Source organism: Citrobacter sp. Cb004 (genome assembly GCF_030337065.1).
In the GTDB taxonomy this organism is placed as follows: domain Bacteria; phylum Pseudomonadota; class Gammaproteobacteria; order Enterobacterales; family Enterobacteriaceae; genus Citrobacter; species Citrobacter braakii.
Window position 1 is genome coordinate 1 of the sequence record NZ_JAOWCH010000056.1, and the last position, 14,198, is coordinate 14,198.

14 protein-coding genes and 2 tRNA genes are annotated in these 14,198 nt (G+C 53.3%); 7 read left to right on the forward strand and 9 right to left on the reverse strand.

Annotation, left to right across the window (positions count from 1 at the left end):
- Positions 1–2 precede the first annotated feature (2 nt).
- The 8 genes from OGV65_RS11165 to mltB form a co-directional block, all read right to left on the reverse strand.
- A tRNA-Arg gene (locus tag OGV65_RS11165) sits at positions 3–79 on the reverse strand.
- 3 nt (positions 80–82) lie between these two features.
- Positions 83–175 (reverse strand) — tRNA-Ser (locus OGV65_RS11170).
- Positions 176–511: 336 nt separating this feature from the next.
- Complete coding sequence (gene csrA, locus OGV65_RS11175; protein ID WP_000906486.1) at positions 512–697, reverse strand: carbon storage regulator CsrA; 186 nt, start codon at positions 695–697, stop codon at positions 512–514.
- Between the two features lie 238 nt (positions 698–935).
- Positions 936–3,563, reverse strand: coding sequence for an alanine--tRNA ligase (alaS, locus tag OGV65_RS11180; protein ID WP_047499455.1), 2,628 nt, complete (start codon positions 3,561–3,563; stop codon positions 936–938).
- A 128-nt stretch (positions 3,564–3,691) separates the two neighbouring features.
- Positions 3,692–4,192 carry a recombination regulator RecX gene (gene recX / locus OGV65_RS11185; protein WP_016154165.1) on the reverse strand — a complete coding sequence of 167 codons (501 nt, stop codon included), beginning with the start codon at positions 4,190–4,192 and terminating at the stop codon, positions 3,692–3,694.
- A gap of 69 nt (positions 4,193–4,261) precedes the next feature.
- A complete protein-coding gene (recA, locus tag OGV65_RS11190; RefSeq protein WP_016154166.1) occupies positions 4,262–5,326 on the reverse strand; it encodes a recombinase RecA in 1,065 nt (354 codons plus the stop codon).
- 92 nt (positions 5,327–5,418) lie between these two features.
- The gene (pncC, locus tag OGV65_RS11195) at positions 5,419–5,916 is read right to left on the reverse strand and encodes a nicotinamide-nucleotide amidase (protein ID WP_016154167.1); all 498 of its coding nucleotides are present in this window, start codon (positions 5,914–5,916) and stop codon (positions 5,419–5,421) included.
- Positions 5,917–6,107: 191 nt separating this feature from the next.
- Entirely contained in the window at positions 6,108–7,187 is a 1,080-nt protein-coding gene (gene mltB / locus OGV65_RS11200; RefSeq protein WP_286454956.1) for a lytic murein transglycosylase B, read from the reverse strand.
- Between the two features lie 264 nt (positions 7,188–7,451).
- On the opposite strand from mltB, the gene srlA reads away from it, so the two are divergent.
- The 7 genes from srlA to gutQ all read left to right on the forward strand — a co-directional run bounded on the left by srlA (position 7,452) and on the right by gutQ (position 12,541).
- Positions 7,452–8,015, forward strand: a complete 564-nt coding sequence (gene srlA, locus OGV65_RS11205; RefSeq protein WP_016154169.1) for a PTS glucitol/sorbitol transporter subunit IIC — start codon at positions 7,452–7,454, stop codon at positions 8,013–8,015.
- A complete protein-coding gene (gene srlE / locus OGV65_RS11210) occupies positions 8,012–8,983 on the forward strand; it encodes a PTS glucitol/sorbitol transporter subunit IIB (RefSeq protein ID WP_016154170.1) in 972 nt (323 codons plus the stop codon). The genes srlA and srlE overlap by 4 nt, the downstream gene beginning before the upstream one ends.
- A 13-nt stretch (positions 8,984–8,996) precedes the next feature.
- Positions 8,997–9,359: a PTS glucitol/sorbitol transporter subunit IIA gene (gene srlB / locus OGV65_RS11215; protein WP_286454957.1), complete on the forward strand. Its 363-nt coding sequence runs from the start codon at positions 8,997–8,999 to the stop codon at positions 9,357–9,359.
- A gap of 17 nt (positions 9,360–9,376) precedes the next feature.
- Positions 9,377–10,156: a sorbitol-6-phosphate dehydrogenase gene (gene srlD, locus OGV65_RS11220; RefSeq protein WP_003037345.1), complete on the forward strand. Its 780-nt coding sequence runs from the start codon at positions 9,377–9,379 to the stop codon at positions 10,154–10,156.
- Positions 10,157–10,253: 97 nt separating this feature from the next.
- Complete coding sequence (gutM, locus tag OGV65_RS11225; protein ID WP_016154172.1) at positions 10,254–10,613, forward strand: transcriptional regulator GutM; 360 nt, start codon at positions 10,254–10,256, stop codon at positions 10,611–10,613.
- 196 nt (positions 10,614–10,809) lie between these two features.
- Positions 10,810–11,583 carry a glucitol operon DNA-binding transcriptional repressor SrlR gene (gene srlR, locus OGV65_RS11230; protein ID WP_003037350.1) on the forward strand — a complete coding sequence of 258 codons (774 nt, stop codon included), beginning with the start codon at positions 10,810–10,812 and terminating at the stop codon, positions 11,581–11,583.
- Entirely contained in the window at positions 11,576–12,541 is a 966-nt protein-coding gene (gutQ, locus tag OGV65_RS11235; RefSeq protein WP_235117352.1) for an arabinose-5-phosphate isomerase GutQ, read from the forward strand. Before srlR ends, gutQ begins: the two co-directional genes overlap by 8 nt.
- Here gutQ and norR read toward each other — a convergent pair.
- A complete protein-coding gene (gene norR / locus OGV65_RS11240; RefSeq protein WP_279263822.1) occupies positions 12,538–14,055 on the reverse strand; it encodes a nitric oxide reductase transcriptional regulator NorR in 1,518 nt (505 codons plus the stop codon). The genes gutQ and norR overlap by 4 nt on opposite strands.
- Positions 14,056–14,198 lie beyond the last annotated feature (143 nt).

Below are 14,198 nucleotides of genomic sequence, written 5' to 3' on the forward strand. Positions count from 1 at the left end.
GATGGTGCATCCGGGAGGATTCGAACCTCCGACCGCTCGGTTCGTAGCCGAGTACTCTATCCAGCTGAGCTACGGATGCAAATGGCGGTGAGGCGGGGATTCGAACCCCGGATGCAGCTTTTGACCGCATACTCCCTTAGCAGGGGAGCGCCTTCAGCCTCTCGGCCACCTCACCAACACGCCTCTTGCGAGTGCTTCGAAGAACTTGTTTCTGCTCATCGTCGCTGCGTGGCGCACATATTACTTTCTGGGACTTATAAGTCAAACAATTTTTCCAGCGCTTTTATCGTTTGCACATTTCACGCGCAATTAGTCTGCAAAAACGGCAAAAAGAGTGTTTTATCAACAGATAAATTGGCAATTTCCTGAGGCAATGAACAAACGGAAAAATCGCAGGGAAAGGCAATGCGCGGATGAGAATCGAAAAAATGAGGAAGACGAAGAAGAAAAGAGAAGAAAAGGGATAATTCAATCAGGTTGCGCCTCACCAGAAAGGTGAGACGCGAAAACCTTAGTAACTGGACTGCTGGGATTTTTCAGCCTGGATACGCTGGTAGATCTCTTCACGATGGACAGAAACTTCTTTCGGGGCGTTTACGCCAATGCGCACCTGGTTGCCCTTCACCCCTAAAACTGTCACGGTGACCTCATCGCCTATCATGAGGGTCTCACCAACTCGACGAGTCAGAATCAGCATTCTTTGCTCCTTGAAAGATTAAAAGAGTCGGGTCTCTCTGTATCCCGGCATTATCCATCATATAACGCCAAAAAGTAAGCGATGACAAACACCTAAGTGTAAGCAGTCACGGCATCACATTCTGTTAAACCTAAGTTTAGCCGATATACACAACTTCAACCTGACTTTATCGTTGTCGATAGCGTTGATACAAACGCTGCGGATTGAAGTCCGCAGCGTCGACTTACGCTTATAATTATTACAGTTTTGCGCTGACCCAGCCTTTCACACTGGCTAACGCTGCTGGCAGAGCCGCAGCATCCGTACCACCGGCTTGCGCCATGTCCGGACGACCACCACCCTTACCGCCTACCTGCTGAGCGACCATTCCAACCAGTTCCCCTGCTTTCACGCGATCTGTCACGTCCTTAGACACACCCGCAATCAGAGAAACCTTACCTTCCACTACCGTTGCCAGAACGATAACGGTAGACCCCAGTTGATTTTTCAGATCATCAACCATGGTACGCAACATTTTCGGCTCAACGTCCGCGAGTTCGCTGACCAGCAGCTTCACGCCATTGATATCAACCGCTTTGCTGGAGAGATTTGCACTCTCCTGCGCCGCAGCCTGTTCCTTCAATTGCTGCAATTCTTTTTCGAGTTGACGCGTACGCTCCAGCACGGAACGAACTTTGTCACCAATATTCTGGCTATCGCCTTTCAGCAGCTGCGCAATATCGCTTAAGCGATCGCTCTCAGCATGCACGGTTTGGATAGCGCCTTCACCGGTCACAGCTTCGATACGACGAACGCCCGCCGCAGTGCCTGACTCAGACACAATACGGAACAGACCGATATCACCCGTACGGCTGGCATGAGTACCACCACACAGTTCGGTAGAGAAATCCCCCATGCTCAGAACACGCACGTGGTCGTCATATTTCTCGCCAAACAGCGCCATTGCGCCTTTGGCTTTCGCCGCTTCGAGATCCATGATGTTCGTTTCAATCGGCAGATTGCGACGAATTTGCGCATTCACCAGATCTTCAACGGCACGGATTTCAGCAGGCTTCATAGCTTCAGTATGAGAGAAGTCGAAGCGCAGCACTTTATCGTTAACCAACGAGCCTTTCTGTGCCACATGCGTGCCCAGTACCTGGCGCAGCGCCGCGTGCATCAGGTGCGTTGCGGAGTGGTTCAAGCGAATGCGCGCACGACGAGTTTCATCAACATCAGCCTGTACTGCATCGCCAATTTTCAGAGAACCCGCAGACAGCTTACCGATGTGACCAATGGCCTGGCCATATTTCTGCGTGTCGCTCACGGCAAACGCGAAGCCTGCGCCTTTCAGTTCACCCTTGTCGCCAACCTGACCACCAGATTCCGCATAGAACGGAGTCTGATCCAGGACGACAACTGCGTCCTGACCTGCGTTAATTGCGTCTACCGCTTTACCATCAACAAACAGCGCGGTCACTTTGCCGTTCAGTTCCAGGTGTTCGTAGCCTTTAAATTCAGAGGCGCCATCAACACGAATCATCGCATTGTAGTCTGCGCCGAAGCCGCTGGCTTCACGCGCGCGACGGCGCTGTTCTTCCATTGCAGCTTCAAAGCCCGCTTCGTCAACCTTAATGTTGCGCTCGCGGCAAACGTCCGCCGTCAGGTCAACCGGGAAACCGTAGGTGTCATACAGACGGAATGCGGTTTCGCCATCCAGTGTATCACCGGACAGTTTTGCCAGTTCTTCATCCAGCAGCGCCAGACCACGCTCCAGTGTACGCGCAAACTGCTCTTCTTCGGTTTTCAGAACCTGCTCAACCATAGCCTGCTGACGCTTCAGTTCTTCACCTGCGGAGCCCATGACGTCCACCAGCGGACCAACCAGCTTGTAGAAGAAGGTATCCTTCGCGCCCAGCATGTTGCCATGACGTACCGCGCGACGAATGATACGACGCAGCACATAACCACGGTTTTCATTCGACGGGACAACGCCATCGGCAATCAGGAATGCACAGGAGCGGATATGGTCAGCGATAACACGCAGCGACTTGTTGCTCAGATCGGTCGCGCCGGTGACTTTCGCCACGGACTCAATCAGTGAACGGAACAGGTCGATTTCATAGTTGGAGTTAACGTGTTGCAGCACGGCCGCAATACGCTCAAGGCCCATACCGGTATCCACGGACGGCTTCGGCAGCGGTTCCATGGTACCGTCAGCCTGACGGTTGAACTGCATGAAGACGATGTTCCAGATCTCAATGTAGCGATCGCCATCTTCTTCTGCGCTTCCCGGAGGGCCACCCCAAATGTGGTCGCCATGGTCGTAGAAAATTTCGGTGCACGGACCGCAAGGGCCGGTATCACCCATCTGCCAGAAGTTGTCGGAAGCATAAGCCGCGCCTTTGTTATCACCGATACGGATGATACGTTCGCGCGGAATGCCGACTTCTTTTTCCCAGATTTCATAGGCTTCATCGTCAGTTTCATAGACGGTGACCCACAGACGCTCTTTTGGCAGGGCAAACCAGTTTTCACCGGTCAGCAGTTCCCATGCGTATTGAATAGCATCATGTTTGAAATAATCGCCGAAGCTGAAGTTGCCCAGCATTTCGAAGAAAGTATGGTGACGTGCAGTGTAACCGACGTTTTCCAGGTCGTTGTGCTTACCGCCCGCACGCACGCAACGCTGCGAGGTGGTTGCGCGGGAATAATTACGCTTGTCGAGGCCAAGGAACACATCCTTGAACTGGTTCATCCCGGCGTTGGTAAACAACAAAGTAGGGTCATTGTTCGGTACCAGGGAGCTGCTGGCAACTACCTGATGTCCTTTACTATGGAAAAAATCGAGAAACGCCTGACGGATCTCAGCGGTGCTCTTGCTCATAATTATCCTGAAGAAATCAAGCTAACGAAATGTCATTACCAGCATCGGCACGTAAACTGCGCCTCTGGCAATCGAAAAGTGGGAATAAGATAAGTTTTCTTTACTGGGAAGTAAAATCCCGTATGCGCTCAATCGTCAAAATTTCGCCATATTGCCTGAATATCTTCCATCAGATAGCCACGGTAGAGCAAAAAGCGCTGGACCTTTACCTTATCTGAAAAATCTACAGGTAAAGGTTCTCCGTATTTACGAATGGCCTGCGCGCGCGCAAGTGCTGCCCAGTCAATTTCACACTCGCGCATGGCTCGTTCAACGGCTTCCCGCGAAATCCCTTTTTGGTTTAATTCCTGACGCACACGCGCGGGTCCATAACCTTTACGGCTACGGCTGGAGATAAATTGCTGAACGAAGCGGTCATCATCCAGATAACGACTTTCAATACACCAAGCGATGACCTTGTCGTAATCCTCCGGCGTTGCATCAATGTCTTCCGGTCCATTTTTTCCCATCACCGGAGCGGCCAGCTTACGCCGCAGTTCCTGCTCGCTGTGATCGCGCATCGCCAGTATACGTACAGCGCGGTCAAGAAGTCGGGAATAAGCGGAGCGGCGGGAAGTTGCTTCTGTCATAGTGAGCCTTCAGAAATGGAAAAGGGCTGCATGGTATGCAGCCCTTCTATGTGCGATAACGTCAGATTATCAGAAATCTTCGTTCGTTTCTTTTACATCTTCACCGCTGTCATCAACAGAGAAGTCTGGTTTTGAATCCGGGTTATTGAGCAGTAACTCGCGTACTTTCTTCTCAATTTCCTTCGCAGTTGCCGGGTTTTCCTTCAGCCAGTTAGTGGCATTCGCTTTACCCTGACCAATTTTCTCACCGTTGTAGCTGTACCATGCACCGGCTTTTTCAATCAGCTTCTCTTTCACGCCCAAATCAACCAGTTCGCCGTAGAAGTTGATACCTTCACCGTAAAGAATCTGGAATTCAGCCTGTTTGAACGGCGCTGCAATTTTGTTTTTCACGACCTTAACACGGGTTTCGCTACCAACCACGTTGTCGCCTTCTTTCACCGCGCCAATACGACGGATATCCAGGCGAACAGAAGCATAGAATTTCAGGGCGTTACCACCGGTGGTGGTTTCCGGGTTACCGAACATAACGCCAATCTTCATACGGATCTGGTTGATGAAAATCAGTAGCGTGTTGGACTGCTTCAGGTTACCGGCCAGCTTACGCATGGCCTGGCTCATCATACGTGCCGCAAGGCCCATGTGAGAGTCACCAATCTCGCCTTCGATTTCTGCCTTCGGCGTCAATGCGGCAACGGAGTCGACAACGATAACGTCAACCGCACCGGAGCGCGCCAGCGCATCACAGATTTCCAGCGCTTGTTCACCGGTATCAGGCTGAGAGCACAGCAGATTGTCGATATCAACGCCAAGCTTGCGCGCATAGACGGGATCCAGTGCGTGTTCCGCATCGATGAACGCACAGGTTTTACCTTCGCGCTGTGCGGCAGCAATAACCTGCAGGGTCAGCGTCGTTTTACCGGAAGATTCAGGCCCGTAGATTTCAACGATACGGCCCATTGGCAAACCGCCCGCGCCCAATGCGATATCCAGAGAAAGCGAACCGGTGGAGATGGTTTCCACATCCATGGAACGGTCTTCACCCAGGCGCATGATGGAGCCTTTACCGAATTGCTTTTCGATCTGACCCAGCGCTGCCGCCAACGCTTTCTGTTTGTTTTCGTCGATAGCCATTAATTACTCCTGTCATGCCGCTTTCGGGTTAAACCGCGAAACGTGATAGATAATGTTCTGTTGGGGCAATTATACTGTATGCTCATACAGTATCAAGTGTTTTGTAGAAATTGTTGCCACAGGGTTTGTAACGCGTAGGCGGTCGCCTGTCGACGTACCGCATCGCGATCGCCGCTGAAGCATTCCCGGCGAGTAATCCCCTCGCCGCTCGCGCTGGCAAAAGCGAACCATACCGTCCCCACGGGCTTTTCTTCACTGCCGCCATCTGGCCCCGCAATACCGCTAATCGAAACAGCGAAATGCGCGCGGGCCGCTTTTAGCGCGCCAATCGCCATCTCCACCACCACAGGTTCGCTCACCGCCCCATGCTGGACCAGCGTCTCTTCGCGCACGCCAATCATCTGCGCTTTGGCTTCATTGCTGTAGGTCACAAACCCGCGTTCAAACCAGGCGGAGCTGCCGGCAATATCCGTAATTGCTTTAGCTACCCAGCCGCCGGTGCAGGATTCCGCCGTCGTCACGGTTGCCCCGCGCGCTTTCAACGCCAGGCCAACCTGCTCGCTTAACTGCATCAGTTCACTGTCGGTCATTTCAGCCTCTGTCAGTTAAAAAAATATGCCGGACAAGATAGCACTTTCATAACCAAGATGGGGATGAGGAGACAATTTTACGAGGGGCATTCAGAAAATAGATAAACCGCATTCAAAAGAGTACCGGATAACGCACCAGGATAGCCTATTCGGTCTACAAGGGATTGCCCCTGTAGACCGATAACAAATGATTACTGCACGCGCGCCAGCGCGACCGCCTGACCCAATTGCCACACGGCCATTGCATAGTGGGTACTGTGGTTATAGCGGGTGATGGTGTAGAAGTTCGGCAGTCCATACAAATACTGATAACCGGTACCGATATCCAGTCGCAGCAGGCTGGCCTGCTGATGATTCCCCAATGACTGCTGCGGCGTCAGGCCTGCGGCGGCAAGCTGAGAAATGCTGTACTGGGTTTTAAAGCCGTTCGCCAGCCCAGGCGCCTGGCCATTCGCCGGAACCGCGACCGTATCGCCTTTTACCCAGCCGTGGCCTTTGAAATAGTTCGCCACGCTACCGATAGCATCAACCGGATCCCACAGGTTAATGTGACCATCGCCATTGAAATCAACGGCATATTGCTTATAGGAAGATGGCATAAATTGGCCGTAGCCCATCGCCCCTGCGAAAGAACCTTTCAAATCGAGCGGATCGTCGCTTTCATCTCGCGCCATCAGCAGGAAGGTTTCCAGTTCACCAGAGAAGTATTCCGCACGACGAGGATAGTTAAACGACAACGTCGCCAGCGCATCCAGAATCCGCGTTTTACCCATCACCCGGCCCCAGCGAGTCTCTACGCCAATAATGCCAACGATAATTTCCGGCGGTACGCCGTAGACCTGCCATGCACGGTTCAGCGCATCTTCATATTGGTTCCAGAAGGCCACACCGTTTTGTACATTATCCGGAGTGATGAACTGTTTACGATACCGCAGCCATGCACCGTTAGGTCCGGCTGGCGGTTGAGTCGTCGGCGCCTGACGGTCCATCAAACGCAATACTGAGTCCAGACGCTTGGCCTGCGACAGGATCTCCTGCAGCTGCTGGCGGTCAAAGCCGTGCTTGTTCACCATTTTCTCGATGAACTGCTGCGCGTTTGGATTATTGGCAAAATCGCCGCCCGTTTGCATGACATTGTGCTGTGGCTCAAGCAGGAAGCCGCCGGATGGCGTACCCGTAGTCGTTTGAGTCTCTGAAGGTTTAGGTTTGCTGCTACAAGCAGCAAGCAATACAAAAAGGGGCAGTAACGCTACATAACGACGCTTGAACATGAGACATCCATTAAACAAATTCAGCCTGGGAGAAGTATGGTAAAGCATCCTCCGCCACACAAGGAAGCAGTAGTCGCTCTCCTTCACAGAATTTCTCCCCTCTTGCACTCCTGACCGGCACATTTGCGCGTTCTCACGCACAATCTTTCAAATTAAAATATTTATCTTTCATTTTGCGATCAAAATAACACTTTTAAATCTTTCGATCTGATTAAAATTAGTTACCGTTTGGCAAGATAACTAAAACCCCTACAGGAGAGAATAATGATCGACACCATCACACTCGGTGCTGAGTGGTTTATCGGATTGTTCCAGAAAGGCGGAGAGGTGTTTACCGGCATGGTGACCGGTATTCTGCCTCTGCTGATCAGTCTGCTGGTCATCATGAATGCGCTGATTAACTTTATCGGTCAGCAACGTATTGAACGTTTTGCCCAGCGCTGCGCCGGAAACCCGCTGTCCCGCTATCTACTGCTGCCATGCATCGGCACATTTGTGTTTTGTAATCCTATGACGCTGAGCCTGGGCCGCTTTATGCCGGAAAAGTTCAAGCCCAGCTACTACGCAGCCGCCTCTTACAGCTGCCATTCAATGAACGGCTTATTTCCCCACATCAACCCCGGTGAGCTGTTCGTCTATCTGGGGATCGCCAGCGGACTGACCACGCTGGGTCTTCCGCTCGGCCCGCTGGCGGTGAGCTATTTGCTGGTCGGCCTGGTGACCAACTTCTTCCGCGGCTGGGTGACCGATTTCACCACCACCATCTTTGAGAAAAAAATGGGCATTCAACTTGAGCAGAAAGTACATCTGGCGGGAGCAGCATCATGACGCGTATTCGTATTGAAAAAGGCACCGGCGGCTGGGGCGGCCCGCTTGAACTGGATGCCGTGCCAGGCAAGAAAATTGTCTATATCACCGCAGGGACTCGCCCCGCAATAGTCGACAGGATAGCCAGCCTGACAGGTTGGCAGGCCGTTGATGGCTTCAAAGAAGGCGAGCCGCCAGAGAACGAAATTGGCGTGGCGATCATCGACTGCGGCGGCACGCTGCGCTGCGGGATCTATCCAAAACGTCGTATACCAACAGTGAATATTCACGCGACGGGTAAATCCGGTCCGCTGGCCCAATATATTATCGAAGATATCTATGTCTCTGGCGTGAAAGAAGAAAACATTACCGTTATCGGTGAAGCATCCGCTGCGCCAACGCCTGCAAACAGCACGATGGGTCGCGAGTACGACACCAGCAAGAAAATTACCGAACAAAGCGACGGTCTGTTGGCAAAAGTCGGCATGGGAATGGGTTCAGCCGTTGCGGTTCTGTTTCAGGCCGGGCGAGACACTATCGATACCGTCCTGAAAACCATTCTGCCGTTTATGGCGTTCGTCTCGGCGCTGATCGGCATCATTATGGCGTCTGGCCTGGGGGACTGGATTGCCCATGGACTCGCACCGCTGGCCAGCCATCCGCTGGGGCTGGTAACCCTGGCGCTGATCTGCTCTTTCCCGCTGCTGTCCCCTTTCCTCGGCCCTGGTGCGGTCATCGCCCAGGTTATCGGCGTCCTGATCGGCGTACAGATTGGTTTGGGGAACATTCCTCCGCATCTGGCGCTACCTGCCTTGTTCGCCATTAACGCTCAGGCGGCATGCGACTTTATTCCAGTCGGATTGTCGCTAGCCGAAGCGCGCCAGGACACGGTCCGCGTCGGTGTGCCATCTGTACTGGTGAGTCGTTTTCTGACCGGCGCACCGACCGTTCTAATCGCCTGGTTTGTTTCCGGCTTTATTTACCAATAAGAGGCACTCAAAAATGACCGTGATTTATGAAACCACCATCACCCGCATCGGCCAGTGCGCCCCGGATGCACTCTGCGACCAGATGCTAATTACCTTTCGTGAAGGCGCGCCTGCGGATATCGAAGAATTTTGCTTCATCCATTGCCATGGGGAGCTGAACGGCTCTTTGCAGGCTGGGATCCAATTTGAGCTAGGCCAGCATCACTACCCGGTCACAGCCGTTGGCAGCGTGGCGGAACAAAACTTACGTGAACTGGGGCATATCACTCTGCGTTTTGACGGACTGAGTGAAGCGGAATTTCCCGGCACCGTACACGTTGCGGGCCCCGTACCGGACGGTATCGCACCGGGCTGTATTTTGAAGTTTATTGCTTAAGATTGAAGGAGATAAAGATGAATCAGGTTGCCGTTGTCATTGGTGGAGGCCAGACCCTGGGGGCATTCCTTTGCCGTGGGCTTGCGACAGAAGGGTACCGCGTCGCGGTGGTGGATATCCAAAGCGATAAAGCCGCCAACGTCGCGCAGGAAATTAACGCCGAGTTTGGCGAAGGTACCGCCTACGGTTTTGGCGCTGATGCCACCAGCGAACAAAGTGTGCTGGCGCTGTCGCGCGGAGTGGATGAAATATTTGGCCGCGTCGATCTGCTGGTTTACAGCGCGGGTATCGCTAAAGCCGCGTTTATCAGCGACTTTCAGCTTGGGGATTTCGATCGCTCGTTGCAGGTGAATCTGGTCGGCTACTTCCTCTGCGCACGGGAATTTTCACGCCTGATGATCCGCGATGGCGTCCAGGGACGCATTATCCAGATCAACTCCAAATCAGGGAAAGTGGGCAGTAAACACAACTCAGGCTATAGCGCGGCAAAATTTGGCGGCGTAGGTTTAACCCAGTCGCTGGCGCTGGATCTGGCGGAATACGGGATCACCGTGCATTCACTGATGCTCGGCAATCTGCTGAAATCACCGATGTTTCAGTCATTATTACCGCAATATGCGACCAAGCTTGGCCTTAAGCCAGACGAAGTCGAGCAGTACTACATTGATAAGGTTCCGCTTAAGCGCGGCTGCGATTATCAGGACGTGCTGAACATGCTGCTGTTTTACGCCAGCCCGAAAGCCTCTTACTGCACCGGTCAGTCCATTAACGTGACCGGTGGTCAGGTGATGTTCTAAGAAACATGATTGCCCGGTGGCGCTGCGCTTACCGGGCCTACACACATCTGGTCGGATAAGGCACAGCCGCCATCCGGCAAAATCAAAGGAGCACATTATGGTTTCCGCACTGATTACCGTCGCTGCTATCGCCTGGTGCCTGCAACTGGCGCTCGGCGGCTGGCAAATATCCCGCTTTAACCGGGCGTTTGATCAACTCTGCCAGCGGGGTCGGGTTGGCGTAGGTCGTTCCGGTGGACGGTTTAAACCCCGCGTGGTGGTCGCCATCGCGCTGGATGAGCAGCAGCGGGTTACCGATTCGTTATTTATGAAAGGTCTTACTGTATTTGCCAGGCCCGGTAAAATTGCCACGATAATGGGCAAACATCTTGATGATTTACAGCCTGATGTGATCTTTCCCCATGATCCGTTAGCGCAGAATGCACTATCATTGGCGCTTAAACTGAAACATGGGTAATTTCGTTGTGAATGCTAATAGCTTGCGAAATTATCATTTTGCAACCTATACCCTAAATAATTCGAGTTGCAGGAAGGCGGCGACGCAGCGAATCCCCAGGAGCGTACATAAGTACGTGACTAGGGTGAGCGAGGAAAGCCAACACACATGCAGCTTGAAGTATGACGGGTATATATAAGTCAGGGTAATCACGCCTATGAAACCTCGTCAGCGACAGGCAGCCATACTGGAGCACCTGCAAAAGCAGGGGAAATGCTCGGTTGAAGAACTGGCCCACTACTTTGACACAACCGGCACGACCATTCGCAAAGACCTGGTCATTCTGGAGAATGCCGGAACCGTCATTCGTACCTATGGCGGCGTGGTATTAAATAAAGATGAATCCGACCCGCCAATCGATCACAAAACGCTAATCAATACGCATAAAAAAGAGCAGATTGCCGAAGCCGCCGTCCGTTTTATTCACGATGGCGACTCGATTATTCTGGATGCGGGCAGCACCGTATTGCAGATGGTGCCGATGCTCACCCGCTTTAGCAACATCACCGTCATGACCAACAGTCTGCACATTGTTAACGCCCTTTCAGAGCTGGACAACGAGCAAACTATCCTGATGCCCGGCGGGACCTTTCGCAAAAAATCTGCGTCATTTCACGGTCAGCTGGCAGAAAACGCCTTTGAGCAGTTCAGCTTTGATAAACTCTTCATGGGCACCGACGGCATTGACCTCAATGCCGGCGTGACCACCTTTAATGAGGTGTTTAGCGTCAGTAAAGCGATGTGCAATGCCGCTCGCGAAGTGATTCTGATGGCTGACTCGTCAAAATTTGGGCGTAAAAGCCCCAATGTTGTGTGCAGTCTGGAAAGCGTCGACAAGCTGATTACCGATGCGGGTATCGACCCTGCGTTTCGTCAGGCGCTGGAAGCAAAAGGGATTGAAGTGATCATAACCGGAGAAACCAATGAGTGATGCACTACTGAACGCGGGCCGTCAGACGTTAATGCTGGAGCTACAGGAAGCCAGCCGACTGCCTGAACGACTGGGCGATGATTTTGTCCGCGCCGCCAATACTATCATCCACTGCGAAGGCAAAGTGATTGTCTCCGGGATTGGCAAATCAGGCCATATTGGCAAAAAAATAGCCGCGACCCTCGCCAGTACCGGCACGCCCGCCTTTTTTGTGCATCCGGCTGAAGCGCTGCACGGCGACTTAGGGATGATTGAAAGCCGTGATGTCATGCTGTTTATTTCCTACTCCGGCGGCGCAAAAGAACTGGATCTCATCATTCCGCGCCTGGAAGACAAATCCGTCGCTCTGCTGGCAATGACCGGAAAACCGACCTCACCGCTGGGTCTGGCAGCCAAAGCCGTGCTGGATATTTCCGTTGAGCGCGAAGCCTGTCCGATGCGCCTGGCACCGACTTCCAGTACCGTGAACACTCTGATGATGGGCGACGCATTGGCAATCGCCGTGATGCAGGCGCGCGGCTTTAACGAAGAAGATTTTGCCCGCTCGCATCCGGCGGGTGCACTGGGCGCTCGCCTGTTAAATAAAGTGCATCATCTGATGCGCCGTGACGATGCCATTCCGCAGGTGACGCTCACCACCAGCGTCATGGACGCGATGCTGGAACTAAGCCGTACGGGTCTTGGTCTGGTGGCAGTCTGCAACGACGAGTCGCTGGTGAAAGGCGTCTTTACCGACGGCGACCTGCGCCGCTGGCTGGTTGGCGGCGGAGCGCTCACCACTCAGGTTAGCGAAGCAATGACCCATAATGGCATTACGCTGCAGGCGCAGAGCCGCGCCATTGACGCCAAAGAGATCCTGATGAAGCGCAAAATCACTGCCGCACCGGTGGTAGATGAAAACGGTAAACTCACCGGTGCTATCAACCTGCAGGATTTCTATCAGGCAGGTATTCTCTAATCCTTCAGCCCCAGACGTTTCGCCAGCCGGTGCAGGTTGGCGACGTCTGTTTCCAGCGCCCGCGCACTTGCCGCCCAACTGTGATTATTTTGCGCCAACGCCCGGCGGATCATCTCCCGCTGGAATGACTCCGTTGCCTCACGCAGGTTGCGATGCTGCGGGATCTCCGCAACAACCTCCGCCTGCAGAACCGGGGTTTCATCCTGCAGGGCAAAATGCTGCGCCTCAAGCACCACTTCATCCCCTGCCCTGGTGGCCCTGGCCAGAACAACCGCCCGGTGAATGGCATGTTCCAGCTCACGCACGTTCCCGGGCCAGCCGTAATTCAACAGATGACTACGCGCGCCGGGACTTAACACCACGCGGGAAAGTCCCAGCCGCAGCCGACATTGTTCGCAAAAATAACCGGCCAGCAGCACCACATCTTCGCCGCGTTCACGAAGGGGCGGTACGGAAAGGGGAAAGACGCTCAGACGGTGGAACAAATCCGCACGGAAATTCCCGGCCAGCACCTCTTCCCGTAAATCACGGTTCGTTGCCGCCAGCACCCGAACATCCACGCGCAGGCTGCGATCGTCACCCACACGCTGAATATCGCCGTACTGCAACACACGTAGCAACTTAGCCTGTAACGCCAGCGAGAGCTCGCCAATCTCATCGAGAAACAGCGTCCCATTGTCAGCCATTTCAAACTTACCGCTACGATTGCTGATAGCCCCGGTAAAGGCGCCTTTTACGTGACCAAACAGCTCACTTTCCGCTACGGTTTCCGGCAACGCCGCGCAGTTCAGATACACCAGCGGATTCACCGCGCGCGGCGAACCTTCATGGATAGCCTTAGCTACCAGCTCCTTCCCGGTCCCCGTTTCGCCGCTAATCAGTACGTTGAGATCGGATCCCGCCACAATCTCAATCTCTTTTTTCAACTGCAGCATATTGGGCGACAGGCCAATCATTTGGGTTTCAGTCACCTGCTCGAAGGCCGTCGACGAGCCCGGCAACATATTCTGGCTTTCCAGTTGTTCAATCAGCAGCGCATTGCTCAGCGCGCCCGCCGCCAGCGCGGCAATCAGCCTAAGCTCTTCATCGCTGAAAACATCGAATTGATCGGGCTCCATGCCATCCAGCGTTAACGCGCCAATCAGATTTTGACCGGCGAACAGCGGTAAGCCAATGCAGGCGTGTACCTTCAGGCTCTCCTGGCCCGGAATCAACCCATCGTAAGGGTCTGGCAAATCGCTGTCGGCAGGGAAACGAACCACGTCCCCGGCGCGGGCAATCGCCTCCAGACGAGGATGCCCTTCCAGGGTAAAGCGCCTGCCGAGAACGTCCTGCGCCAGCCCATCGATCGCCAGCGGAATAAACTGTCGCGACTCATAGCGCAGCAATGCCGACGCGTCGCACTCCAGCACCTGACGCAAGGTGGTTATCAGGCGTTGAAAACGGTCCTGATGTCCAATACCGCTTTGTAATTCAATGGCGATACCCGCCAGCACGTCTACGGAAAAACTCATGACGACCTCATTGTCATTTTGACAATTCATATTGTCATATTGACAATAAAATGAATAGTCATTTTGACTACCACCTTATAGGCATTAAAAAACAAACCCTTTAAAATCAACAAAATAAAAAGTTGGCACGCAACCTGCAATAA

What these genes read in the sequence shown, in the direction of transcription:
- pncC (WP_016154167.1), bottom strand. Translation starts at nt 5,916, where the DNA reads ATGACCGACAGTGAACTGATGCAGTTAAGCGAGCAGGTTGGCCTGGCG.
- srlB (WP_286454957.1), top strand. Translation starts at nt 8,997, where the DNA reads ATGACCGTGATTTATGAAACCACCATCACCCGCATCGGCCAGTGCGCC.
- recA (WP_016154166.1), bottom strand. Translation starts at nt 5,326, where the DNA reads ATGGCTATCGACGAAAACAAACAGAAAGCGTTGGCGGCAGCGCTGGGT.
- csrA (WP_000906486.1), bottom strand. Translation starts at nt 697, where the DNA reads ATGCTGATTCTGACTCGTCGAGTTGGTGAGACCCTCATGATAGGCGAT.
- srlD (WP_003037345.1), top strand. Translation starts at nt 9,377, where the DNA reads ATGAATCAGGTTGCCGTTGTCATTGGTGGAGGCCAGACCCTGGGGGCA.
- srlA (WP_016154169.1), top strand. Translation starts at nt 7,452, where the DNA reads ATGATCGACACCATCACACTCGGTGCTGAGTGGTTTATCGGATTGTTC.
- mltB (WP_286454956.1), bottom strand. Translation starts at nt 7,187, where the DNA reads ATGTTCAAGCGTCGTTATGTAGCGTTACTGCCCCTTTTTGTATTGCTT.
- gutM (WP_016154172.1), top strand. Translation starts at nt 10,254, where the DNA reads ATGGTTTCCGCACTGATTACCGTCGCTGCTATCGCCTGGTGCCTGCAA.
- srlE (WP_016154170.1), top strand. Translation starts at nt 8,012, where the DNA reads ATGACGCGTATTCGTATTGAAAAAGGCACCGGCGGCTGGGGCGGCCCG.
- srlR (WP_003037350.1), top strand. Translation starts at nt 10,810, where the DNA reads ATGAAACCTCGTCAGCGACAGGCAGCCATACTGGAGCACCTGCAAAAG.
- gutQ (WP_235117352.1), top strand. Translation starts at nt 11,576, where the DNA reads ATGAGTGATGCACTACTGAACGCGGGCCGTCAGACGTTAATGCTGGAG.
- alaS (WP_047499455.1), bottom strand. Translation starts at nt 3,563, where the DNA reads ATGAGCAAGAGCACCGCTGAGATCCGTCAGGCGTTTCTCGATTTTTTC.
- norR (WP_279263822.1), bottom strand. Translation starts at nt 14,055, where the DNA reads ATGAGTTTTTCCGTAGACGTGCTGGCGGGTATCGCCATTGAATTACAA.
- recX (WP_016154165.1), bottom strand. Translation starts at nt 4,192, where the DNA reads ATGACAGAAGCAACTTCCCGCCGCTCCGCTTATTCCCGACTTCTTGAC.